The sequence below is a fragment of the Halodesulfovibrio aestuarii DSM 17919 = ATCC 29578 genome, assembly GCF_000384815.1.
In the GTDB taxonomy this organism is placed as follows: domain Bacteria; phylum Desulfobacterota; class Desulfovibrionia; order Desulfovibrionales; family Desulfovibrionaceae; genus Halodesulfovibrio; species Halodesulfovibrio aestuarii.
The window spans coordinates 1,045,786-1,071,774 of sequence record NZ_ARQF01000021.1; the positions used below are offsets into that span (position 1 = coordinate 1,045,786).

At 46.1% G+C, this 25,989-nt stretch carries 21 protein-coding genes and 2 pseudogenes; 22 read left to right on the forward strand and 1 reads right to left on the reverse strand.

The annotated features are described in order from the left end of the window. The first annotated feature begins 100 nt into the window (after positions 1-100). The 18 genes and pseudogenes from lnt to F461_RS19280 all read left to right on the forward strand — a co-directional run bounded on the left by lnt (position 101) and on the right by F461_RS19280 (position 19,100). On the forward strand, positions 101-1,615 hold the full coding sequence (lnt, locus tag F461_RS18200; protein ID WP_020002125.1) for an apolipoprotein N-acyltransferase: 1,515 nt from the start codon (positions 101-103) through the stop codon (positions 1,613-1,615). 1 nt (position 1,616) lies between these two features. Continuing rightward, a protein-coding gene (prfB, locus tag F461_RS0115760; RefSeq protein ID WP_178337370.1) for a peptide chain release factor 2 occupies positions 1,617-2,733 on the forward strand; the annotation gives its coding sequence in 2 pieces (ribosomal slippage) (positions 1,617-1,691 and positions 1,693-2,733; 1,116 coding nt in all). Next, positions 2,714-3,556, forward strand: coding sequence for a GGDEF domain-containing protein (locus F461_RS18205; RefSeq protein WP_051089217.1), 843 nt, complete (start codon positions 2,714-2,716; stop codon positions 3,554-3,556). The genes prfB and F461_RS18205 overlap by 20 nt, the downstream gene beginning before the upstream one ends. Positions 3,557-3,574: 18 nt before the next feature. Continuing rightward, on the forward strand, positions 3,575-4,393 hold the full coding sequence (locus tag F461_RS0115770; protein WP_020002126.1) for a MinD/ParA family protein: 819 nt from the start codon (positions 3,575-3,577) through the stop codon (positions 4,391-4,393). A gap of 73 nt (positions 4,394-4,466) precedes the next feature. Further along, positions 4,467-4,787 (forward strand): HU family DNA-binding protein, encoded by a 321-nt coding sequence (locus F461_RS0115775; RefSeq protein WP_487042751.1) that lies wholly within the window; start codon positions 4,467-4,469, stop codon positions 4,785-4,787. 690 nt (positions 4,788-5,477) lie between these two features. Next, positions 5,478-6,320: a diaminopimelate epimerase gene (gene dapF / locus F461_RS0115780; protein ID WP_020002128.1), complete on the forward strand. Its 843-nt coding sequence runs from the start codon at positions 5,478-5,480 to the stop codon at positions 6,318-6,320. A 49-nt stretch (positions 6,321-6,369) separates the two neighbouring features. Then, positions 6,370-7,248, forward strand: a complete 879-nt coding sequence (gene dapA, locus F461_RS0115785; RefSeq protein ID WP_020002129.1) for a 4-hydroxy-tetrahydrodipicolinate synthase — start codon at positions 6,370-6,372, stop codon at positions 7,246-7,248. A 166-nt stretch (positions 7,249-7,414) separates the two neighbouring features. Beyond that, entirely contained in the window at positions 7,415-9,316 is a 1,902-nt protein-coding gene (locus F461_RS0115790) for a long-chain-fatty-acid--CoA ligase (RefSeq protein ID WP_020002130.1), read from the forward strand. A gap of 2 nt (positions 9,317-9,318) precedes the next feature. Beyond that, complete coding sequence (dtd, locus tag F461_RS0115795; protein WP_020002131.1) at positions 9,319-9,786, forward strand: D-aminoacyl-tRNA deacylase; 468 nt, start codon at positions 9,319-9,321, stop codon at positions 9,784-9,786. A gap of 346 nt (positions 9,787-10,132) precedes the next feature. Then, positions 10,133-10,477, forward strand: a complete 345-nt coding sequence (locus F461_RS18840; protein ID WP_020002132.1) for an STAS domain-containing protein — start codon at positions 10,133-10,135, stop codon at positions 10,475-10,477. A gap of 14 nt (positions 10,478-10,491) precedes the next feature. Beyond that, positions 10,492-11,604 (forward strand): FapA family protein, encoded by a 1,113-nt coding sequence (locus F461_RS0115805; RefSeq protein ID WP_020002133.1) that lies wholly within the window; start codon positions 10,492-10,494, stop codon positions 11,602-11,604. 7 nt (positions 11,605-11,611) lie between these two features. Further along, positions 11,612-12,364 carry a motility protein A gene (locus F461_RS0115810; protein WP_020002134.1) on the forward strand — a complete coding sequence of 251 codons (753 nt, stop codon included), beginning with the start codon at positions 11,612-11,614 and terminating at the stop codon, positions 12,362-12,364. Between the two features lies 1 nt (position 12,365). After that, positions 12,366-13,106, forward strand: a complete 741-nt coding sequence (locus F461_RS0115815; RefSeq protein ID WP_020002135.1) for a flagellar motor protein MotB — start codon at positions 12,366-12,368, stop codon at positions 13,104-13,106. 261 nt (positions 13,107-13,367) lie between these two features. Then, positions 13,368-14,984, forward strand: a complete 1,617-nt coding sequence (locus F461_RS0115820) for a flagellar hook-length control protein FliK (RefSeq protein WP_020002136.1) — start codon at positions 13,368-13,370, stop codon at positions 14,982-14,984. Positions 14,985-15,429: 445 nt separating this feature from the next. Further along, positions 15,430-15,850 (forward strand): annotated as a pseudogene (locus F461_RS19420) (flagellin N-terminal helical domain-containing protein); the annotation flags it as partial. Positions 15,851-16,425: 575 nt separating this feature from the next. Then, complete coding sequence (locus F461_RS19425) at positions 16,426-17,451, forward strand: flagellin (protein WP_235633755.1); 1,026 nt, start codon at positions 16,426-16,428, stop codon at positions 17,449-17,451. A gap of 137 nt (positions 17,452-17,588) precedes the next feature. Next, positions 17,589-18,008, forward strand: a pseudogene (locus F461_RS19555) (flagellin N-terminal helical domain-containing protein); the annotation flags it as partial. A gap of 57 nt (positions 18,009-18,065) precedes the next feature. After that, positions 18,066-19,100, forward strand: coding sequence for a flagellin (locus F461_RS19280; RefSeq protein ID WP_235633756.1), 1,035 nt, complete (start codon positions 18,066-18,068; stop codon positions 19,098-19,100). Between the two features lie 106 nt (positions 19,101-19,206). On the opposite strand, the gene rnc is transcribed toward F461_RS19280, so the two are convergent. Beyond that, the gene (rnc, locus tag F461_RS0115845; RefSeq protein ID WP_020002139.1) at positions 19,207-19,887 is read right to left on the reverse strand and encodes a ribonuclease III; all 681 of its coding nucleotides are present in this window, start codon (positions 19,885-19,887) and stop codon (positions 19,207-19,209) included. Positions 19,888-20,401: 514 nt separating this feature from the next. On the opposite strand from rnc, the gene F461_RS0115850 reads away from it, so the two are divergent. The 4 genes from F461_RS0115850 (at position 20,402) to F461_RS0115865 (ending at position 25,981) form a co-directional block, all read left to right on the forward strand. Then, a complete protein-coding gene (locus F461_RS0115850) occupies positions 20,402-21,475 on the forward strand; it encodes a phosphotransacetylase family protein (RefSeq protein ID WP_020002140.1) in 1,074 nt (357 codons plus the stop codon). 198 nt (positions 21,476-21,673) lie between these two features. Next, positions 21,674-22,858, forward strand: coding sequence for an MFS transporter (locus tag F461_RS0115855; RefSeq protein ID WP_020002141.1), 1,185 nt, complete (start codon positions 21,674-21,676; stop codon positions 22,856-22,858). A gap of 70 nt (positions 22,859-22,928) precedes the next feature. Then, entirely contained in the window at positions 22,929-23,282 is a 354-nt protein-coding gene (locus tag F461_RS0115860) for a hypothetical protein (RefSeq protein WP_020002142.1), read from the forward strand. A gap of 122 nt (positions 23,283-23,404) precedes the next feature. Next, complete coding sequence (locus F461_RS0115865) at positions 23,405-25,981, forward strand: TIGR03960 family B12-binding radical SAM protein (RefSeq protein ID WP_020002143.1); 2,577 nt, start codon at positions 23,405-23,407, stop codon at positions 25,979-25,981. The last annotated feature ends 8 nt before the right edge of the window (positions 25,982-25,989 follow it).

The following is a 25,989-nucleotide window of genomic DNA, read 5'->3' on the forward strand; positions in this document are numbered from 1 at the left end:
GTGTTTTCTTTTCTCAGCGGTTAATTTCTCTAAACGTGCAACGCATGTACAACCATTTGAGAATCTTGACCGGAACACAAAAAAAAGTCAGTGTGCAACAATGCTACAATTTGCCCCATTACTTGCTATGAGTACTGCCGGACTAGCACTTGGCTCAGCCAATACTATCTATCAGTTACCTCCCCTTGTCTTGCTCTATCCGGCTTGTCTGTATCTTCTCGGCCTTCAGGCAGAGTCGGGGGTAATAGCGTTCCGAAGAGGCCTGTTGGCAGGTACTGTCGCGTTTAGCGCATGCCTGTATTGGATTGCCGTCCCTTTTGCAGAACAAACCGCCATGCCATGGTACCTTGCTATCAGCGGGCCAGTCGGCGTTTCCTTTTTACTGGGTATCTACAGCGCAGTCTTCTCATGGTGCTGCTATAAACTTCTTCGTAACGCTACCCCGTTATATGTGGGAATAAGCACATTTTTCCTCTGGGGCACGTTGGAACTCGCTCGCGGAACTTTATTCAGCGGTTTTCCATGGGCCTCCCTCGCAGCTGCGTTTTCTGACTGGCCAGCATATGTACAACCGGTAAGTGTTCTTGGAGCAGAAGGCTACTCCGCCCTGCTCGCGGCTCTGGCCTGTTATATTACCGCAGCCTTGATCACCAGTTCTGTCAAACACTCTGTTGCTGCGCTTATGTCTCTCGCACTGCTCTTTACCTCGAGCTATTACTCTTGGATTCAACCGGCAGATGCCGACGCCAATATAAAAATAGCTATGGTTCAGGGTAATATTGATCAGGGCGCAAAATGGAACAAGCGCTATATGCGCGGCACGGTCGACCGCTACATTACCCTTAGCAAACAGGTGCTCGACCACCCTGTTGATCTTGTTATCTGGCCGGAAACATCTATGCCGTTCTATCTTCAGAGCAGCAGAGAGTACCTTCCGCTCATACGAAGTCTTGCCATCGCCAGTAAAGCACCGTATCTCATCGGCACGCCGGGCTATGCCACGGGCACCGGAGGGCGTAAGTTTGATATTTTTAACAGAGCATATTTAATCGACTCCGAAGGGCTTATGCTTTCGTGGTACGATAAGGTGCATCTTGTTCCGTTCGGTGAATATGTTCCATTTTACATACCGTTTGCAGAAGACCTGCTTCAGGGCACCGGCACCTTTGAGCCGGGAACAAAGCATGATCCTATTTCAGTTGGAAATCTTGCAATGGGTGTACTGATTTGCTATGAAGCAACATTCACTGAACTTGTGCAGGATCGTGTTGAGAGGGGGGCGAATTTACTGGTGAATATTAGTAACGACGCATGGTTCGGAAAAACAGCCGCCCCCGAACAGCATCTGGATATGACCATCCTGCGGGCTGTTGAACAAGGCCGATACTTGGCCCGGGCAACAAATACCGGCATCACTGCTATTATTGACCCCAAAGGCAACATTACAACCAAAGGGAAATCATTCCGTGCGGATGTAGTTTTTGGATCAGTAGGAACACGAACCGGCTTTACATTCTACCACCGGTTCTTTTCTTTAATCCGCGCACTTATCATTGCGGGAGCTATAGCGGTACTGGCCTACTCCATTTATACAAATAAAAAGAAAGAAATATAACATGCTTCAATTAGCGGATTTAAGAACTAAAAGTAACGCTTTAACCGAACAGTTCAACTCCTTATGGAGGAGGCTTTGACCTAAAAGGCAGTAAAGACCGCCTTGATGAAATTGAGAAACAACTCTCCAGTCCCGGTGCATGGGACAATCCTGACAAGCTTACCCCTGTGTTGCAGGAAAAAAGCCAGCTTGAAACACAAGTTGACCGTCTGGAAACCCTCATGCAGGTTAAAGATGATTTAGCTGAATGGCTTACACTGGCTGAAGAGGATCAAAGCACAGAGGTACTGGATACGCTCAATGAGCAGACCACACTTCTGGAAGAACTATTAGAGCAGACTGAACTTAATTTACTGCTAAGCGCACCGGAAGATCAAAACAGCGCAATTCTGGAAATTCACCCCGGTGCAGGTGGCACAGAGGCTCAAGACTGGGCACAAATGCTCCTCCGCATGTATGTGCGTTGGGCTGACAGACATAAATTTAAAGTCGAATATCTCGACTTACTTGATGGCGACGAGGCGGGCATTAAAAGTGTCACGCTGCGTATTAAGGGTGAAAACGCTTATGGATTCCTTAAAGGGGAACGAGGTATCCACAGGCTAATACGCATCTCACCATTTGACTCCTCAGGACGAAGGCACACTTCATTTGCGTCGATTGATGTCATTCCGGATGCCGGTAAGGACATTACGGTAGACATTAAAGAGGGTGATCTACGCATTGACGTGTTCCGCTCCAGCGGCCCGGGTGGCCAGAGCGTTAACACAACCAGTTCCGCTGTACGTATTACGCATGTTCCAACAGGCGTAACCGCACAGTGTCAAAACGAGAAATCGCAGCATGCAAACAAAGATACTGCGTTACAAATTCTTAAATCCCGACTGTATGAAATTGAACTGCGCAAAGTGCAGGACGAACGTCAGGCAGAATATGCTGGTAAAATGGATATCAGTTTCGGTAGTCAAATACGGACTTATACGCTTCAGCCATACCGCCTTGTGAAAGATCACAGGACAAACTCGGAGATCGGGGATGTTGATTCAGTTTTAGATGGAAAACTGGACCAGTTCTTGCGTGATTTCCTGCTTTATTTACATGCAGAAAAGACAACATAACTTATGCCCGGAAAGTCTTGAGAACTTGACGGCCGAACTGGACAAGCTGCGCCAGCTTATTTTGACGCATGCTCAATCCGATCCGGTTATTCAAGTTGATCAACAGCTAGCGCTTACTCGACTTATACCCGGTCTGACCATGGAAGATTGGAACAACCTGTCTGAAAAGTACGGGTTTTCCGAATGGTTCGCACTTGATCTGGACAACTCGACCTATTTCAACATTGCGAACCTGCAAAGGGTTATCAACGACCTTACGCACAAGTCAGAACGTGACGCATTAACTGGACTATATAATAAGCAGGCCTTTGAGCATAAGCTCTCTATGGAGCTACAAAGGGTTGAACGCAGTAACGGTCAGTTAAGCTTAGCTATGATTGACCTAGATGATTTTAAAAGCATTAATGACACCTTTGGCCATAGCTGCGGTGATGAAGTCATCAGAACACTCGCTGATATGCTGGACGCATCTACTCGTGGATACGACCATGCGGCACGCGTAGGTGGCGAGGAATTTGCACTCCTATTACCAGGCGCCGGCCCTCTCAGGGCAAAAGCTCTGATGGATCGACTCTGTTCGATGTTCGCTGACACGTTGATAAAATGCAAGGGAGCCACTATCCAGTGCACTTTCTCTGCCGGTGTTGCATCTCTTAAGGGACGTAACAAAGCAAAAGGGCAAGACCTTTTTGATGTGGCAGACAAGGCTCTCTATCGGGCAAAAAATGCCGGTAAGAATCAAGTTCATGTGACCAGACAACTCATTGAATTCGAATATGATCGCTCCACTATGGTGCAAACAATTCCTTTTTTCCGGATCTAAATAAGGCAGTTACCCCGAATGAAAGCCAACAATACTCTCACAATTTCTATTCTTAGCGGCAAGGGCGGCGTGGGGAAAACCAACATCGCTCTTAATCTTGGCTACTGCATGTACAGAGGCGGGTTCCCCGTCATGCTCATGGACTGTGATTTAGGTCTTGCCAACCTTGATGTTCTGCTTGGTGTTACACCAGACACTAATATGCAGAGCCTGTTAGACACTGACACCCCCGCAGCTGAAGTTGCGTTCCCTATTGAACCTGACGGGTTCGATTTTTTACCGGCAGCCTCCGGCGTACCGGAACTCGTAGAAATGGACAGCGACCTGCGAAGCTTACTCTTCCAGCGTCTTAATCCATTGTTTAGTAAGTATGAATACCTGTTAATGGATCTTGGTGCAGGCATTACTCCTACAGTACTCGCCTTTGCTGCAATGACACGTATACGTGTTGTAGTTGTAACACCAGAACCAACATCCCTTACAGACAGCTACGCTCTTATGAAAGTCCTCTCGACACAGCATAACGTAAAAGACTTTTATATCATCGTGAATCAGGCAGAAGATAAATCCGAAGAAACAGGAACTTACAACAGACTCGCAACAGCCTGTGAACGTTTCCTCGGTTTTACTCCTGAGTTCCTCGGCGGTATTCGTCAGGATAAAATGGTTCCCGAATCTGTCCGAAAACAGACTCCATTAATGAAGCACGCGCCCAACAGCCGCGCCGCAAAAGACATCTTTGCTATTGCAGTCAAATTGCAAAAAATTAAAAAGAGCATGTTAGAAGACATTTCAAAGTCAATTTTTAGAGAAAGTACGAGTGATATCAGCAATTAACTCTTGAACAATTAAACAGTTTGCGTCATAATGAAGTATATCACATAGCTAGAAAGCACATACTTACATAAACATAAATCCAGAACATCTACGCTGTATCGTACAGTGGGAGTTGAGAATGAACAAAAGCGAACTGATTAAAACTTTGTCTGAAGAAAATAACATTGCTATCGAAGAAGCAACCATGATGGTTAACGTCTTTGTTGATAGCATGAAAGATGCCCTTGCTGAAGGCAACCGCGTTGAAATTCGTGGCTTTGGCAGCTTTAAAATGAAAGAGTACGAAGGCTACACTGGTCGTAATCCAAAAACCGGTGAAGTTGTAACCGTAAACCCTAAGCATCTTCCGTTCTTCCGCGCAGGTAAAGAGCTTAAAGAGTTTTTAAACAGCTAGACTGTTTTCTATATCTCTGTAAAAGCGCAGGCTACGGCCTGCGCTTTTCTTTTGTCACCTGAACACTGTTCACAAAATATTGCTAGTACGCGTTACCAGCCTATTGTCTTTGACAATAAGCAAAACAAGAGCACCACCAGAACATTCCCCGCATGCCTTCACGGTTCAGTTACGGTTGGCTGGCGCCCGCAGACTCCCCCCACTTGACCGCTTAGAGGGTTAGGATTATATTTTCTGCGTCAGAGTATTTCTTTCTCGCCCTGCCCAGCACACTTGTTCTCATCGAAAACCGACAATATAATTTGTCTGCCTAACACCTGCCCTCTTCTTTTCTAATCAATGGTAGTGGCGCCCACGTGTGAATACAAAGAGCTATCTGCCAACTCTTGATGACCGATTAGAGACTTTGATTAATATGTTATGTGATAAAACATTTTTGATCTCAGGCAGGTAACAGGGTTGACCTTCTCCCTGTTGTACAGCAGAATCATAGGGTGTATGTACACTAAGCTACGTAACACTGCACACTGTTAGGTAGTCTTACACACACGTTATTAATTTGATGATGAAATTTTTCATCCTTTTTTCTGTAGCCGTATTTGCTTTACGGAAACAGAAAAGTACACGTAATGCTTTTATTTTGAGTGACGCGGTAGAAACGGGCACGCTCTACCCGCATCAGGAGTTCACATGAATCCTACCACAAAACACGTAGCCATTTACAAAATGCAGGGCTGCGGCAATGACTTTGTTTTCATTGATAACCGAGAATACAATGTGCCTGTTTCGCATATGAGTGAGTGGGCTCAGAAAATATGCCGCCGCGCCTTCGGTGTCGGTGCTGACGGTCTTGTTTTCTTAGAAGAATCTGACGACACCACTCTTGATTACCGTTGGCATTTTTACAATGCGGATGGTTCCCGAGCAGAAATGTGCGGCAACGCATCGCGTTGTGCCGCCAAGCTTGCAGTCCAGATCGGCCTTGCGGCTCCTGTTCACACATTTGGAACAGATGCAGGCCCGATCCGCGCAGAATTTTGTGACGATGGTGAGATCAAAGTTGAACTCACTCCACCTCAGGGATTGGAATTACAGAAACCAATTACGTTGAAAGACGGTGACGACGAAATTCATTTTGTTAACACCGGCGTTCCGCATGCTGTATACGTTGCAGAAAATGCATCCGCGTTGAACGTAAAAGAGCTTGGCGCTCTTATCCGTTACCACGATATGTTTTCTCCTGCCGGTACCAATGCGAACTTTATGAGCGTTATTGACCGCGAAAACGTACATCTTCGCACGTACGAACGCGGCGTTGAAGATGAAACTTTTGCCTGCGGTACTGGTGCCGTTGCTGGTGTTGTCGTAGCACACGCCCTTGGGTTAACCGGCACTAATGTACGTGTAAAATCTTCCGGTGGAGAAATTCTAAGCATATCTATCGAGGGTGATAGCGTTTTCTTAAAAGGTAAGGCGCTTGTTATTTACTCTGGCAATGCAATGCTTGAATCACTCGGACTGACACTAGATTAACACGACAAACCCGCTGCGGGCAGCACTTTTGCCCACATGAGGAGGCTATATGAATTTTTCCGGAGCCTATACTGCACTGGTAACTCCGTTTCAAGATGGCAAAATTGATGAAGAACGCTTTCGAAAGCATATTGAATGGCAGATCACTGAAGGTATCAACGGCTTAGTACCATGCGGTACAACTGGTGAATCTGCAACACTCACACATGATGAGCACAAAGAAGCCATCCGAATCTGTGTTGAACAGGCAAATAAACGTGTGCCAGTTCTCGCCGGTGCCGGTTCCAACAATACGAAGGAAGCTATCCACCTTACCCAGTTCGCTAAAGATGCGGGTGCGGACGGCGTTCTTCTCATAAGCCCTTACTACAATAAACCAACTCAAGAAGGCATTTACCAGCACTTCAAGCATATTGCTGACACAATCACTATCCCTATGGTGCTCTATAACGTACCGGGTAGAACCGGTAGCAACATTCTGCCTTCAACTGTTGCACGGTTACATAAAGATATTCCTCAGATCACTGGTATCAAAGAAGCGACCGGCAATCTTGTTCAGGTTTCTGACCTTATTGAACAGTGCGGAACATCCCTTAATGTACTCTCCGGTGATGACTTCACCCTGCTGCCACTGCTCTCTCTCGGCGGCGCCGGAGTTATCTCCGTAGTATCCAACCTCCTGCCTAAAAAAATGGCAGCTCTGTGCAGTGCATGGAACGAGGGTGATATTACAACAGCACGTAAACTGCATTTTGAAATGCAGCCACTTAACCGTGCCATGTTTATGGAGTCCAACCCTATCCCTGTCAAAACGGCTCTCGCACTTCAGGGAAAAATGGATACAGACTTCAGACTGCCGATGGTGCCACTTGCTGAAGAAAACTTGAAAAAGCTTAAATCCATCATGGCAGACGCTGGTCTGCTGTAATCGATATCATTCTATAGTTATTAGTAAAGCCCGCAATTGCGGGCTTTACTTTTTCATAAGGCATCCCTTTCGCATCCGGGGGTTGCACTATCGGGGTTCACGGGGTACTACTCTGTATCAAAAATGACGACTGACCTCATATCAACCTTAGCAATATTAATACGATATGAACGAACAGGATTTACCATTCGAACGCCCGTGGCTGGACAACTACGATCCGGATGTACCGGCGAAAATAGCGTACAAGAATATTTCTATTCCTAACATTCTTGACGAAGCGGCAAAAAATACGCCGAAACGCAATGCCGTAGTCTTTAAAAACTACAAACTTACATACAAGCAGCTCCACACGCTTGCAGAACGCTTTGCGGCGAATCTGCGCGAACAAGGTGTTAATCCCGGTGATCGCGTATCAATCATGATGCCGAACTTGCCTCAGACCATGATAGCCTTTTGGGGAACGCTCAAGGCTGGTGGCATAGTTGTGATGACCAATCCTCTCTATATGGAGAAGGAACTGGTTCACCAAATCAATGATTGCGGCGCAAAGCACATGATTACGCTTGATCTTGTGTGGCCGAAACTTGCAAAACTGCGCAAAAAGTTACCTATTGAGAAATACTTTGTCAGCCGTATTTCCGATGCATTGAGTTTTCCGCTGAACACTGTTTTTACGTTAAAAAACAAATGGCAGAAAACACAAATCGATGTCCCGTACGACAACAAATCTGTCTTTCCATGGAAAACGCTTTTCGCATCTAAAGAACAATTAAGCGTCCCTACCAAGGACCCTAAAAACTCTATTGCTCTGTTACAGTATACTGGCGGAACTACAGGCATTTCCAAAGGTGTCATGCTTTCCCATGCCAACCTTACAGCTAACGTCGAGCAGTGCCGCGCCATGCTGGCCGGCATATCTGAAGAACATCACACGTTCCTCGGATTGCTTCCGTATTTCCATGTATTTGGACTTACCGTAAGCATGCTGTTCCCTTGCACTATGGGAGCAACAGTTATTCCTTTCCCTCGATACGTTCCAAAAGACGTTCTCGATGGAATTCAAAAATACAAGCCGACCATCTTCCCGGGTGCGCCGTCTGTATACATTTCACTTATGCAGCAAAAAGGTCTTTCTAAATATGACCTAAGCTGTATCAAGTACTGTATCTCCGGTTCTTCACCGATGCCGGTTGAACAGATGCACCAATTCAAAAAAATTACCGGTGCCCAGCTGCTTGAAGGTTTCGGCCTTACAGAAGCCTCTCCGGTTACACATTTGAATCCGCTTCTTGGCGTTGCCAAAAACGGATCTATAGGTCTGCCGTTTCCGGATACTGATGCACGCATTGTAGATATGGAAGTAGGCAGTATTCCTCTCCCAACCGGAAAAATAGGTGAACTTATACTCCGTGGCCCTCAGGTCATGATGGGTTACTGGAACCGACCGGATGAAACAGCTTCTACGTTGCGTAACGGCTGGTTGTATACAGGCGATATCGCCACGATGGATGAGGAAGGCTACTTCTATATTGTTGACCGCAAGAAGGACATGATCATCGTAGCCGGATACAATGTGTACCCGCGCGAAATTGATGAAGTACTCTACGAACATCCAAAAGTTCAAGAAGCGGTAACTGTGGGTGTTCCGCACAAAACCCGTGGTGAAATTATCAAGGTGTACATTGTGCCTAAGGTGGGCGAAGAATTGACCAAGTCGGAAATTCTTTCTCACTGCCGCGAAAAACTTGCGAACTACAAAGTTCCTAAGCAAGTTGAATTCCGTGACGAACTGCCGAAAACCATTGTCGGTAAAGTTCTGCGTCGTGCTCTTAGAGTTGAAGAAGAAAAAAAACAGGACACCAAAAGAGCTGCAGGCAACAGCCCTGAAAATGCAAGAAAAGCAGCTGCGCCTGTTGCGCCTGTTGCTTCTGATGCATCTGACGAAGCACAGAATACTGTTGTAAAACAGCAGGAAGAGATTACCCCGGCTGAAGGAACAGAAGCTATGACGAAAGTCACCACAGACACTGCAGTTGAAGCAACTGCTGAAACAAAAACAGTCCAGTAACTATGAAGTTATTACTACAACGAGTAAAAAACGGCTCTGTCCACATTGCAGGCCAGCCCGTGGCTTCCATAGATAATGGCCTTGTTGTTCTTGTGGGCTTTGGCGCACAGGATACAGAAGATATGCCATTAAAAACTGTATGGAATACCATGCTGCAAAAGATGATAGGCCTACGCATCTTCTCTGATGAACACGGCAAAATGAACCTGAGCCTGAAAGACACAGGCAACAGCTTACTCCTTGTTCCTCAGTTTACGTTATATGCAGACTGCAAGCGTGGACGCAGACCATCTTTTACATCGGCATGTCCGCCTGCTATCGCTTCAAAGCTGTTTGATACCTTTGCAGAACATTGCAAAGCTGAACTGCCGAACTTAGTCCAGTGCGGCGTTTTCGGTGCAGATATGGATGTATCACTCACAAACTGGGGGCCTGTTACGATTATGCTCTCATCAGATGACTTTATATAACAACACAATAAACGATGTTACGGAAGGCTGAGTACTAATGTACTCAGCCTTTTTATTAACACTCAAATATAGAAACACTTATTATCAAGTACACAACACACAATGTACATAAAACGCTTCAACACTCAAGAGTACATCACTGCATTCAGATAGACTTTACCATTTTTTTTTAAGCAAAGCTTAAATTGCAGTTAGCTTTTTTTTATATTAGAAAAAGCATACGCATCTTTAGGCAATGGGAAAAAGACCGATATGGTTCATAATGGGGATATCACAAGTACTGCTGCTATTATTTGCCACAGCTCCCGTACTGATTCTACTCCGGCATCACAATATCGAGAACAATATGAATCCAGCTAGCACGTCCAGATTAGGCTCTGCATTAATACTCCTGTACAAGAAAGATCTGACACATGAATTATGCCAGCCTCTTAAGGAGCATTTTGAAACGCTTATTGCTGTGCAGGACTATCAACATGTTGTGCTGGATTTATCTGAGTTGGGTGCCGTTGACGAATCGGGGTTGCATCTGCTTGTGTACTTAAACTCACGAGTACGTGGCCACGGGAAGATTTTACATATCCTGTCTCCACCACGGCACTTTCTTGAACTTTTGCAGAAAAAACAGTTGTTACGTTTTTTTAATCTTTTTCGGAATGAAGACGATATGCTCTCCAGTCTTCCTCTCTAGTGGGATGCTTTCGTATGACATATTATTTGCGCCACTACTTCGACCCCTTTTTCAATCACACAAAGCTCTCACCAGCTGCCGTATCGCACGGTCGTGTTGATCACCACTGCCTTGGATACGTGCAAAATATTATTGCCGGCCAAATCCTTGCTGAACTTGTGCCGGCACCGGAAGACACAGAATTCCTTGATCCACAATTTATCTTAGATTCACCCGTACTCCCGGCAGGCCCCAATACGATTGTGAATCCAGAAAACAGTCACCAGCTCCTTGCTACAAAAAACGGATACGTTTTTTACCATGAAGACCTTATCTCGGTAAAAAAACTGTTGAATATTCATGGTGACGTGAACTTCAGCACCGGAAACGTTATTTACGTAAACGACCTATGCGTCCATGGTACGGTTCGCACAGGTTTTGAGCTGCTTGCACGTAATATTCTGGTAAAAGATATTGTGGAAGGTGCAACAATTCGTGCATTGGACGCGTTCACCGCACAAAGCGGGATCAAGGGAGCCAAATCTTGTGTCATAGATGCTGGTAGTAATATTCGTGCCGCTTTTTGCGAAAATTGCGACCTACAGGCTGGCAATGACATCTATATTGAAGGATCCTCCCTTCATACTCAAATGTCACTCAATGGAACACTTATCGTCAAAGAGAGACTACAAGGCGGTAAGATCTATGCCAACAACATGGTATATGTTGGTGAACAGCTTGGTGGAGGTATCAATACCCCCACATCTATCATTATGGGCTATCCCCCTGCTCTAATGAAAAAGCTGGAAGGCATTGAGGATAAAATTACGGCTGTAGACGAAAACATTAAGCAGTTGCTGAAAACCAGTGCAAAAAGTGATCTCCACCGTGCTGAGAACCGGGCTAATCTTGAGTTTGAAGAAAAACGAATGGGATCACTTCGCAGAGAACAACGGCGTATTATGAAATTAATGAAAAAAAACGCAAACTCAGAACTTTGCCGTGTCATTGTACCAGGCACAATCCGTCCGGGTGTAGAAATAAGTATCGGCGGATATTACACAAAAATTAACGATTATCTGGAAAATGTAGCTGTCAGTTTACAAGACGGCGAATTACGCTTCAACTCCCCAGCAATTAAGAAGTAACTACCTCATGGATATAGCAACGCTTATTGGCCTGTTTGGCTCATTAGCACTTATCATCGGTGCTATTGCTGTCGGCGGAAGTCCCGCAGGGTTCATTGATATGCCTTCGATTCTCGTTGTATTCGGTGGCACGATTGCTGTAGCTTTCATTATGTTCCCGCTTGGCACAGTACTGGGCTCAATGAAAGTCGGCATGAAGGCTTTTTTCTCCAAGCCGCCAGACCCACTGGACTCTATCGACATTGTTATCAACCTTGCAGATCGTGCACGCAAGGAAAGCCTTGTTGCGCTTGAAAAAGTCAGTATTGAAAACGAATTTTTAAAACGCGGTGTTCTCCTTGTTGCGGACGGCACAGAGGAATCTCTCATCCGTTCCGTCATGGAAATTGACGTTGAAATAATGAAAAAGCGTCACCGCACCGGTCAGGAAGTATTTAAAGGGATGGGCAACATGGCTCCGGCATTCGGCATGATCGGTACGCTTATCGGTCTGGTACGAATGCTTCAGGCTCTTGATGACCCTTCTGCCATTGGCCCTGCAATGGCGGTTGCACTGCTCACCACCTTCTATGGTGCTATTCTGGCTAACTGCATCTTCCTGCCGCTCGCAAAAAAACTGGAAGAACGTTCTAACGAAGAAGCCACAAACATGGAGCTCATGACCGAAGGCGTACTTTCAATTTTAAACGGCGAACATCCGAATATCGTAAGAGAGAAATTAAACTCATTCCTCCCGCCGTCAAAACGTCAGGAACGATAGTATGGCTGACCCTCGAAAGCGCGGTGGGGATGAACCACCAGTTGAAGAAGGGCTGCCGCTTTGGATGGCAACCTTTGCAGATCTGGTAACACTGCTTCTCTGCTTCTTCGTTCTTCTGCTCTCGTTTGCCCAGCAGGATGCCAACAAGTTTAAAACACTTGCAGGCTCCGTCAAAGATGCATTCGGCATTCAGGTCAAACGTAAAACGGCAAATTTTGCAGCATTTTCACCCTCAAAATTTGAACGCTCCGACGTAAAGCTGAAGGAAGAAGACCAAATGATTCTGGGCATGTTACTCGAAATTAAGAGCTACATGCTTGAAGACCCGTCCTTACAAAAAGTTGCAACTGTGACGGCGGACAATAAGGGACTTATTCTCCGCATTCCGGTAACAAACTTTTTTGCTCCCGGTTCTGCAACACTGAAAACAGGCAGTGAAAAACTGCTGGACGGCGCCATCAATATACTAAAACAGCACACCGTTAACATGGTAGTACGTGGGCATACAGCCAATACAATTGAAAAAACAGAAGCATACCCTACAAACTGGGAACTTTCATCCGCCCGTGCTGCTGCGTTACTGCGTGCAATTATGTCTCGTTCCAAGATTCCGGCATCACGACTTAAAGCTGTCGGCTACGCAGATTCACGTCCGTTATTGCCAAACACGACAGAAGAGAACCGAAAGCTTAATGACAGGATGGAATTTTATATTCATCGTCCTGAAGACAAGAGCTGGTAACAACAATGCGGGCGACCTGATTCGACTTGCGGTACGTTCCGAACTATACATTTGAAAGGGTGACTTCAACATGAAGCCGCCCTTTTTTTATGACTCGATATTCATTCTGCACTAAGAAATTTTGAAAAAGAAAAGCACGCTCTCATGAGCCTGAAGTTGCCTGCGGCATTTTTTTCCCACAACATTACAACTCAACATATCGACTTCATTATATTTTTTTATGGAACGCTTCTTGCTTTCATCTCGACAAGGAGTCTCATTATGCACATTTCGCCTACTGCATACTTAAAAAAACAAGCTAGTAGTATCACGACAAACAGTTCCACTGGAACTGGCTTCAATGCTATCTTTGAATCCATTCAAAAAAATAGCGAGAAAAGTCATGCCGAGTGCAAGCAAGCCACAAAAAAGGCAATGCAGTCGGTTCATAAAAATCTCAGCTCGCTTAAAAAACTTTCCATCAGCTCGGATGATTTTAGCGACATTGAAAAAAAGCTGGAAAAAGCCGGAGTTCAAAAAGAGACGCTTAAGCGTTTACAGGAACAAGCTGAGAACAGCTCCCTAACCTGGGACAACCTCATCGGCATTCTTGAGCAAACAGCTCAGTTTGACGTAACACCTGAGGCGATCTCTCTTTCTCCTGATGAGCAAAACCAAATTTCCTCATTCTTGCAGCAAATCGGAATTGATCCTGCAAAGTCACATGACATTCTTGCAGACCTTCAGTCCGGCGATACTGAGAAAGCTTGGAACAGCATCACTGACCTCTTAAAGAATGCCGATGCAACGACAGAGCTTTCCATTACACAGGAAGAATTACTTGCCCTCGGCAAGGGGCTTCAACTTGACAGCAATACGCTTGCCAAGCTCAAAGCTATGATCACAGATGCTGACAGCACAATGGACAGTACAGATCTTAAACAGCTTGCTGCCCTTCTCGACTCTTCCGTAGAAGCACAAAACACATCGGGCGGGGATTTATTAAAAGAGATTAAGCAGCAGCTTAACCCTCTGATTGCAAAAGCTATTCAGGGCAATGAAGTGTCTTCAGCGGACATGCATGCTTCGACTGAAGAGAACGCCACACAAATTTTACGTACCGATCAGGCAACCGAAAAAGGCCTTGGCTTTATGTCGAGTGTTAACAGTAAAGAAGGTACAACGCAGACTCAGTCTGCAACAAATATTGCTGAAGAACAAAACGGACAGAACACTACAACGGCAGCTGCAGTGGCAAGCACTGACGGAACAGATACAAATGATTCTGATGCAGGTTCCTTACCGAATAATACCCAGAGTGGTTCTGGTAACTCGTGGATGAACTTCTTGAATAATGTTGCAGTAGCGGACACCTCTTCATTAGGACAGTCCACCACCGCAACAATGACGGATTTCCTGAACCAGAATGCTTCGCTGAAACAGACTAGCACAACAATTCTGGATCAGATCCAGAGCGGTGTGTTCAAGTCTCTGCGCAGCGGTATCAGTCAACTGTCTTTAAAACTTGATGCTGCCGATCTTGGCCCTGTAAACGTCTTGGTTTCCACCAAAAGCGGTGAAGTAGCTGCGAGCATCCGTACTGAAAATCCTGAAGCTGCAAAGGCACTACAGGAAAACATGCATGTTCTTCGCGCTTCTCTGGAAGCACAGGGTCTGAAAGTTGAGAAACTGGATGTGCAGACCGGCCCTGATAACCATCTTAATGATCAGGGATGGAATGACGCCGAGCAGCATAACGCACAGCAGGAAGCACAGCAACGCTTCCTGGCAAAACAGCACTTCCGTCAACTTAAAGATACAAAACAAGATCTCATTAACGGAACGGCACTCCCGCAACAATCAGCCAGCTTGCAAAGCGGATTAAATCTTGTTGCATAGCATAGACGAAATTAAAAACGGCAGACTGCAAAGTCTGCCGTTTTTTTTATTTACTATCACAGCGTTAGCCCCCCAGAAACGCATATCCTATAAAGCTCTCCTTTCTGCCCGCCGTCACCTGTTCTATCTGTAGCCACTAACATTCACTATACTCACTCAGAACATCATTCCGGCTACATCAAGCACTGAACAGACAACGTTTGGCAAAGATTGCCTAAAAATAAGCTGACAACTTCTAAACACCTACCACCCTGCAAATCCTGCCCGCCTCATTATAATCTATGCATACCACGCACTCATTATAAGGAAAAAATGACCTGAATTCTTTATCAAGAATGGCTTAATCTTCCTTCACAAAACATTAAAATACTGTTTTCATTAATCTTTCTAAAGTTGGCACCGCCATTGCTTTATACATAGCAGTAAAACATGGAGGTTATACAATATGTCTTTAGTTATTAATCACAATATGATGGCAATGAACGCAACCCGCAACCTGAACGAATCTTACGGTAAACTCGCAACATCTACCCGTAGACTCTCTTCAGGTCTTCGCGTTGGCACCGCAGCTGATGATGCTGCCGGCCTCGCAATGCGTGAACTTATGCGTGCAGATATTAAAACCCTTGGTCAGGGTCTGCGTAACGCAAACGACGGTATTTCAATGATCCAGACTGCAGACGGCGCTCTCGGCGTTATCGATGCTAAGCTCATCCGTATGAAAGAGCTTGCAGAACAGGCATCAACCGATACATACACTGATGTACAGCGTAAGATGATAGATCAGGAATACCAGCTCATGGCTAAAGAAATCACCCGTATCGCAGAAGATACTGATTTCAACAGCAGAAAATTACTCGCCGGCACTGGTCTTCCTATTTATAATCAGGAAAGTCAGGCTGTCGACACAGCCCCTTCTATAATCAACCGCGGTGATGTTGAAGGAAACGTTGAGACTTGGGAAGCATCAAATAACGGTATTACGACTAACAGCGTAGTTTCAACTGCAGCTACAGGTACTACCTATTCTGTATCCGGAGATATCGAATCATACGGTAACGCCGCAGGTTCCGCTGGTGCTGTCACCTTTACTCAAACAAATAGAAGCGGATTAGCGATTGCCAACGCAGTAACATTAGCAACAGACCCTACTGCTGACACAAACGCAATTACGCACAACACTGTTACAGGTGCAATAGCTACAACAGCTGGTGCAGCTACTATTGCATCAAGCATTCCTGCTTTCACCTATGGCTCCGCTACAAACCAAATTACATCATACACGGTGGAATCTCTTACTCCACCTGCCACGACATGGACTGATATAACACCAGCTCCGGCCGGTAATGTGAGCACTGCAGCTGGTGACAGTCTCCGCATTACCGCAACTCTTGCAGATGGCAGCACCGTTCGTGACACCATTACAAATGTTACCGGCGGCGTGCTTAGAGCTACCGATAACAATAACGGTACGGTTACATTAGACTCAACAACTGGTTCCTCAACCCAGTTTAGCGTTCAAAGTGAAATTATTGGCACGAAAACATTCAATTTCACAACAAAAACAGGAACTCAGGTTTCTAACACAGTAACCACCGGTTACGATGACCCTACGACACCTGCTAATGAAAACATTACTTCTTCAACATTCACTCATAACACCAAAAGCGGTGAGATTGAACTTGAAAAAGAAGCTACAATTGAATCTACGGCTTCTGCAACCTTTGGTGATGTTAACAACATTCCTGAATCAATTAAAGTTGAAGTATTTGATGAAGCTACAAAGAGTTGGGTTGAACAGCCTCTTGTTCAGGGTGCCAACTACAAATCATTAGATATTGACCCTAGTGTTAAATCATTCCGTGTTACTACCGACTACGGTGATGGTAAAAAGACCAGAGACACCATCTCTAACAACACTAATGGTACCTTCACCATTAAAGAGCAGACCGACCCTGCCACCAACTTGGCAAACGGTGTAGGCTTTGAACTGGTTCAGACTACCGGCGGTGAGGCATCTTCAACACAGCTTGACGTTAAATCTGATGACCTTGTTGTAGTTAATATTCACTTCGGCTCCGGTAATACTGATGCCGACAGCTACGACACCGCTATCAATCAGGTAACTGCAAAAGCACTTGGTGTTGGTAATGATGCCGGAGATTCCGTAGCCACTAGAGACGAAGCCAAACAAGCTCTTGAGAATCTTACAGAAGCTATCCGCAGAAAAGACGAAGTTCGTGCAGAAATTGGTTCTACCCAGAACCGCCTCTCTGCAACAATCGAAAACGTGTCTATTCAGCAAGAAAACCTGCAGGCTTCTGAGTCCCGTATCTCTGACGTGGACGTAGCTACTGAAATGACTGAATTCAACAAAACTCAGATCATGACTAACGCTGCTGTATCCATGCTTGCACAGGCTAACTCCCTGCCGCAGATGGCTCAGAAACTCATCGACGGACGCTAGAATCAACTGTCCCCCTAGAACACATAAAAGCCGGGGATTTTTCCCCGGCTTTTTTTCCAACACTTTTGCATAGAGCTGTTTTTTAACAGCCCCATCACTGCTGTAGAGAGCTTTGTAGAACACGGAGGTTATACAATATGTCTTTAGCCATTAACCACAATATGCTGGCAATAAATTCCAGATACAGTCTTAATCAGAGCTACGACGCTCTGGGTACATCGACCCGTCGTCTTTCTTCCGGTCTTCGTGTTGGAACAGCAGCAGATGATGCAGCCGGCCTTGCCATTCGCGAGCTTATGCGTGCGGATATAAAAACGCTCGGTCAGGGATTGCGTAACGCAAACGACGGCATCTCCATGATTCAGACAGCAGATGGTGCTCTTAACGTAATTGATACGCAGCTTATCCGCATGAAAGAGCTGGCAGAACAAGCCGCTACCGGAACGTATACAGACGACCAGCGAGTACTGATCAATCAGGAATACCAGAAATTAGCTCTTGAGATTAGCCGCATCGCCGAATCTAGCGAATTTAACACCAGAAAATTGCTTGATGGCTACGAACACAATTTCATTGTATCCAATGAAACTCCTGTTGCTACCGGCGCAGCCACTGTGGATACTGCAAACAACGCACTCTCAACTGTAGCAGCTGGTGACACAGCGACGTTCACCAACCGGAATGAAGATGGATTTACCGTTACCACCACTGCAACCTTCTCATACAAAGGCACTGGTGGCACAGTTCCTACCAATGCCACATACTCTTACAATACAGATGGTACCACAACTATCACTCCTGAGCCACAGGCAACGGCTGGCGATCAGGAACTCATAAGTACTGAAGTCTACACTCTGAGTAAGCAGTATGAGCCAAGCGAAGCCACTAGCGTTCGCTACGAAATTTCTACAGACGGCGGCGAAACTTGGAATGATTTGCCGACCACCGGTACCGTAACAACCAACGCCGGAGAACAGCTTCGCGTTACAGCAAACTATCCTAAAGGTGAAATCACCGAAACGTTTGTTGACCCGAGCAGTACCGACCCTGCACTTGCTGCCGACGATGCAAATATTGCCTTTGAATACGATGCGGCAACCCATACGGTCAGCTACAAAACCGTTCCTGTAAACACCGCACCCCCTGCACTTACCGAGGCACAGATTGATGAAAATGGCGCTCAGGCCAAAGCAGATCTTTCAACGGTACAAAAAAGTATTCAAACAGATTCCGCGACAACTATTAAATTCACCTTTGGTGCCCGTAATGAGGCTCATGATAACTACGGCATTAAGATAGCTAAAGTTAACGCAAAAGCACTCGGTATAGGCAACGGCGCAGGTGATACCCTTTTAACACGGAAAAGTGCACTCAAGGCGCTCGACAACATTTCAAAAGCGATCATTAAAAAAGATAAAATTCGAGCACGCATTGGTGCAACACAAAACCGCCTCGAAGCATCCATTGATAATATTTCAATCCAGCGCGAAAACGCGCAGGCATCCGAGTCTCAAATTTCTGATGTAGATGTTGCGAGCGAAATGGTAGACTTTACCCGCAGACAACTTATGGCCAACACAGCCATGTCTATACTGGTTCAGGCAAACTCGTTGCCGGAAACAGCACGCAGACTCCTTGAAGGCTCTTAGCCGGTCACTGAGCACTTTGGATGTAATCCTGCTTCAGGAAGAGACATACCAATAAAAAAAGCCGGAGAAATTCTCCGGCTTTTTTTATTGGCTCATATACAGTCAGTTATACATCAAGCCGCTCAAGTGCAATGCTGGCAGCATACTGCTCTGCACGTTTTACGCTGGGACCTTCAGCGATAATTATCGCTCCGTCCGGCAGTCTCAGTTCAACCTCAAACACCTTTGCATGTTCAGGGCCTTTACTGTTTTTAAGCGTATAAGATGGACGGTCTTTAAATTTTTTCTGTGTCAGTTCTTGTAAACGGCTCTTGTAGTCTTTTGACTTGGAGTTTTCCGGTTCGTTAGGCCACTTGCCCTCAAACATGTTATCGATGTACTTCAAGGCACTATCATAGCCGCCGTCAAGAAATACTGCACCAAGTACAGCCTCAAACGCGTCACTCAATAAAGAGTGTCTGTCCCGGCCGCCTTGCGCCTCTTCCCCTTTGCCAAGCTTCAAATATTTATCAAGCTGCATTTCTATTGCTAAGGCTGCAAGAGATGGCTTACTCACCAACTTTGCGCGCATACGGGTTAACACACCCTCTCTAGCTTTTGGAAATTTGGCAAATAGCCGTTCAGAAACACAGATTTCAAGAACTGCGTCACCTAAAAATTCTAATCGTTCGTTATGTTCTATCGCCCCGCCATGCTCATTCGCGAATGAACTGTGGGTTAATGCTGTCTCAAGCAAAGAAATCTGAGTAAATGTATAACGAATGTGTTCTTGCAATCTTTCGAGCATACTATCCTTCTCGCACACAACGGTGCTTTTCTGCCGACAAGTGCCTGGGTAAAAAAGGAAATGGCTGCCTTTTGTACACAAGTCTTATCAACAGCATACTGTGATCGTATAAGTTTGCATTGGCGGTTATCTTTTTTTTCACCATATGTAAACACAGATACCATTTATTCTACCAATTACGCCTCAACCGGTTTTATAAACATCACATTTATGCAACATACACGACACATGCATGGCATGCACTCAATTAAATACACAAACCAAAGACATTACAAGCCCCTTAAACTCAAAAACAGTAAATATCTTCCTTGATTTTCTCTGTTATAATACGGCAAAGTGTAAATCGCATTTTAGCTCAAGCTGTTCTGCATGTTTCATTATACTTTTTTAGCCTGTCATCTATTCACGGCTGGCTACTTTTTATGATATTGTTCCAAAGCTGGGTTAGCATGTTCTGCTCAATTGCGCATGTGTAACTCAATATTTTTATATAGTTTTTTGACAGGAGGACGCAATGGCTGCAGGAATCTACATTGGCTCTACGTCCGGATATTCCGGTAAAAACATGGTTGTTATGGGCATTGGTCTGCGTCTTCAAAAAGAAGGGTTTGATGTAGGCTACATGAAACCAGTCGGTGCTGTACCGGAAGAGCGTGACGGTGTGCTCGGTGATCAGGACGCATTTTTTGTTCAAGATATTCTCGGACAGGATGCACCACCGGAGCTCGTCAGTCCGGTGGTCGTAACACAGGACTTCAAAGTACGCGCATTCAGCGGACAGTTTGACGATCTCATGCCGTCAATCAAGCATGGGTATGAACAGCTTGCAAAAGGCAAAGACGCTATGGTCGTTGCCGGTTCAGGCTCCATGTACTCCGGCCGCTACTGCAACATTGACGGAATGCGCGTTGCCAAAGCACTTGGTCTGCAAATCATTGTTATAGACCGGCTCGATAAAGAATTGAATTACGACTACCTTGTCGTACTCAAAGATGTTCTGGGAGACAGCCTTGCCGGCGTTATCTTGAATGACATTCCTTCCAGCTTTATGAATGAAGTGGATGGACTCATTAAGCCTTTCCTCGAACGTAATGATATTAAAGTGCTCGGTGTTATCCCGAAAGATCCGCTCATGGGTGCCATTAAAGTAAGCGACCTTGCAGAACGCCTTGGCGGCAGAGTTATCTCCTGCGCGTCCAAATCTGAGAAAGTTGTAGAAAACTTCCTCATCGGCACCATGCAGGTTGAAAACTTTATGACGCACTTTAGAAAGAATAAAAACTCTGCCGTTATCGTAGGTGGTGACCGTTCCGACGTACAGCTTGTTGCCCTTGAAGGCAGCTGCCCGTGCCTCGTACTTACCGGTAACCTCTACCCTAACGATATTATTCTCACCCGCTCAGAGGTGCTGAATATTCCTATCGTCGTTGTTCGCGACGATACCTACACCGTAGCAAAGAAAATGGAAGCTATTCTTTCCAGACACAAATTGCGCGATGTGATCAAAATTCGTCAGGGCGCTCAGCTTGTGAGCTCCTCCATCGATTTTGACTACATCAAAGAACGCATGGGGCTGAGCAACAGATAACTCGATTTAGTATTTCTGTTGCCTCCGGCGGCTGAGAGGGAACCCCGTTTTTTTTCAAAAAATTAGGTTCCCTCTCAAGCTCTCCCTTCTGAAAAAGACTTCGGCATACTCTCTTCCCTTATTATCCACACAAACTGAGACCCCCACGCCCTATCGGCAACGCCCGTATTTCCTCAACATCACGTACAAGAATAATAAATGCCTAGAACTACTATACAACATAGCGCGCTGCCTTTTCGGTCTGCTTTTCCATATCTTTGCTTTCTTGCGCTCATTTTCTACGTAAACAGTGTAGAACGTGCGCTTTTATCACCACTGCTCGTTTCTATTCAGGAAGAATTTCACTTCTCATACACGCTTACCACCAGCCTGCTTGTTATTCGCTCTCTTGGATTCAGCCTGAGCCTTTTTGCCAACAGCTTTCTTGCCACACACTTTACGCACCGGCGCATTATCACAGCATCCATATTTTTTGTCGGAGCAAGTTTCACCCTGCTTTCCACTACGACAACCTACCTTCAACTACAGTTAGGACTGCTGTTTTTTGGGCTTTCTGCGGGATTGTACTTTCCATCCGGCATGGCAATGCTAGCCTCTCTTGTAAAAAAAGAAGATATAAGCAAAGCATTTTCAATTCACGAACTTGCGCCGAATCTTGGTTTCATCACTGCCCCGTTTATCGTTGAAATAATGCTCTCATTCACAGACTGGCGCGGCACCATGCGTTACATGGGTATAGCAGCTATGTTGCTTGCCATTCTCTTTGCACTTACGAGTAAAGGTGGATACACCCACGGAGCACCACCGCGCTTTTCCACCGTCAAACGAATTCTGACAAAGCGTAACACATGGATTTTCTTTACCCTTGTGGGCATTGCTCTGACACTGGAAACCGCTCCATATTATGTGTTACCGTTGTTTCTGGTTGATCAGCAAAACATGACAAGCGCCGAGGCTAACAACCTGCTTGCCATGTCCAGACTGGCAACGCCGTTGATGGCTCTTTCTGCAGGCTTTATCTCGACCATAACAGGCGTCAAACCGCTGCTTTTCAGCGGATTGCTGTTAAGCGCCGTATCCCTTGCGCTTATGGCGACAGCGCACGGAACGCTGCTCTCGGCAGCAATCATTGCACAACCACTGTTTCCAGCTATTCTATTTCCTGTAATTTTTATGGTTTTTTCAGATTTCTTTCCACCGGAAGAACAATCTCTCGTACTCGCAATCACCATGCCTTTTGTGGGATTTATCGGTTCCGGAATCATGCCGAACTTTTTGGGATACTGTGGAGACATATTCTCTTTTGAAACTGGATTTGGCATACTAAGCGCTCTAACAATCGCAAGCATTGCAGCACTGTTTATTACGCCTGCATCAGATTAGCACACTGAATACTTGACAGTTGCAGAACGAATACCTACCTAAAGCCGGAACTTACTTTAAGGAGCAGAACATGGCTTATGAAATTAAATTAGTTAAATTAGTGAGTGGCGACATGCTCATTGGCAAAGCAAACGTTGAAGAAGGTATGCTTACCGACGTAGCTGTTTTGCAGACTGTCCCAACTCAGCAAGGCGTACAGATGATGCTCCTGCCTTTCGGTTACCCGTTTGAGCAAGATTTCGACGCTAAAATTTCTACCGCACACGTAATCTACGAATACAAAGAGTGTCCGGAAGATCTTAAAACAAAATATCTGGAAGCTACTTCAAACCTTACCGTTTCCACCGGAGGTCTTGGCAACTTGAACCTTCAGGGTGGCGCAGGCGGTAATGTAACTGATATCTCCCAGCTTCTGAAAAAATAATCACTCGCTTTTATTACGTTTTTTAAGAGGCGGCATTAGTGTCGCCTCTTACCTATTTTTGCACGACATAACTTTTTACTCACGCCTCCCTGCCACAAGAGGCATCCGTATAAGGACATTCCATGCGTGAATTGCTGCAACTGGTTCCCAAACCAAGCCGTTACCTCGGCATCGAAGAAGGAACCGTTCATAAACAAGGCAAAGACATTTCCATCCACACCGCACTTGCATTTCCAGATATGTACGAAGTGGGCATGTCATACCTTGGTCAAAAGATTCTTTACGGAATCCTCAACGAGCGTGAAAACTGGTGGGCAGAACGTGTTTTCACCCCGTGCGTAGAAACCGCACAGGTTCTGCGTGACCACAACACACCGCTGGCAACGCTGGAATCCGACACTCCACTTGGCGATCTCGACATGGTCGGCTTTCATGTCACGCACGAGCTTTGCTACACTAACATTCTGTACATGCTCGACCTGAGCGGCATTCCGTACCGCACCGCAGATCGTGGTGACACGCTGGATATCCCGATCATCATGGCTGGTGGCGGCTGCACATTATCTGCCGAACCGCTTGCACCGTTCATGGATCTCATGACCCTTGGTGAAGGCGAATTCATGATGGTTGAATTGCTCGAAACTCTTGAACAGTGCAAAAAAGAAAACACGTCACGACACGAATTTCTTCTTCGGGCAGCAAAAATTCCGGGCGTCTACGTTCCATCCTTCTTTGAAGAAAAAGAAGCAGGAACAATGCTCGTGCCGACCGAAGACATTACCGCGCGTCCAACACGCCGCGTAGTACCGCAAATGGATGATGCAACATTCCCGACCAGCCAGCCGATTCCGTTCGGCGCAGTGCACAGCCGTCTTGCGCTGGAAATCGCACGTGGCTGTACCCGCGGCTGTCGCTTCTGTCAGGCAGGTATGACCTACCGCCCTGCCCGTGAGCGTTCCGTAACAAACGTAGAAAAAATTGTGCAGGAAAGCCTCACAACCACAGGGTACGACGATCTTTCTTTCCTCTCTCTGTCCACCGGTGATTTCTCAGCTCTCAAAGAGTTGTTCATGAACACCGTAGACCGTTGTACACAGGAACAGGTTTCCGTATCATTACCGTCCTTGCGCGTCGGCTCCATTGATGACGACATCATGGAAAAAATGGCTTCCATCCGCCGTACAGGTGCAACCCTTGCTCCGGAAGCAGGCAGCCAGCGTCTACGTGATGTAATCAACAAAGGCATTACGGAAGAAGCCATCATCACCCACGTACGGAAACTCTACCAGCATGGCTGGCAGCAGGTTAAACTGTACTTTATGATCGGCTTGCCAACAGAAACTTACGAAGACCTCGATGAAATTATTGAGCTCTGCCGCAAAGTACGTGGTGCAGCAGGCAAGCGCATTCAGGTAACCGCAGGTATCTCTCCGTTTGTTCCTAAGCCGAACACCCCGTTCCAGTGGGAACCGCAAATTTCTTACGATGAAATCCGCAACCGCATTTTCTACCTGCGCGACAAGTTCAAGCAAGAAAAAAACATGCGTATGCGCTGGCACGAGCCGGAATCCAGCCTTCTTGAAGGTATTTTCTCCCGTGGTGACCGCCGCCTTGCGGACGTTGTGGAAACTGCCTACGCCAAAGGCGCTGTCTTCAGCAGCTGGGTTGAGCATTTCTCCATCGAACCGTACCTTGAAGCGCTCGAAGAGCACGGCCTCACCGTTGATGAATACACCGGAGCACGCGACACCGAAGCTGCGCTTCCGTGGGATCATCTCAATAACGGCGTAACCAAAGAATTTCTCCTTCGCGAACTCAAACGCGCGAAAGAAGAAAAAGTGACTGACGATTGTCGCTACGGCGCATGCCGCGTATGTGGCGCCTGTGATAAAGGTGCAAAAGAGTCTGAACTGGAACGTCTTACCGAAGATACAAAATACCAGAACATTCTCAACAACGAAGCACGGGATCAGGAAGCACACGAGATCGAACTGGACGAAAACGGCCGTATTGTCATCAAGTCCGCAGTATCCAACAAGCCGCCAAAGCTTGCAGAGCACCTTACTGTAAAGGCAGCGCACATGCGCGTCTGGTACAGTAAAGAAGGTGCATCCGTATTCCTTTCGCAGCTGGAACTCCAATCCATTTTCGAACGCATCTTCCGTCGCGTAGATCTGCCGCTCACCTTCTCTCAGGGCTTCCACCCGCTGCCGCTCATTTCATTCGGCCGCGCCCTGCCGATCGGTGTGGCAAGTAAAAAAGAATGGGTGAACATCTTCATTCGCGAACCATTCACACCGGAAGAAGTGTTCAAAAAACTCATCTCTGCGCTGCCGACCGGTATGCATCCGGTAGCAGTAGAAAAGCTCTCCATGTCAAAAAAACAGCCGCAGCCGTACGCAGAGACCTTCAAAGTGGAATACGTGGGCGACAAAACACGCGAAGCCGACTTCATTCAGGCATTCAAAGATATGCTTGAAGAAGATTCCATAATGTGGACACGCTCTACCAAAAAAGGCGACCGCACCATGGACGTACGACCAGTGTTCGCAAAAGTTATCTTCAACGAAGACGACATCACCATTACCCTCGACTGGACAGACATCTACGTGTCACCAGTCAACATCGTCAAAGCAATTACACCGGGCTTCGATGTACTCGACTTTAAAATGACCAAACTCGATCAGCACATGCCTTAGTTGCTGAT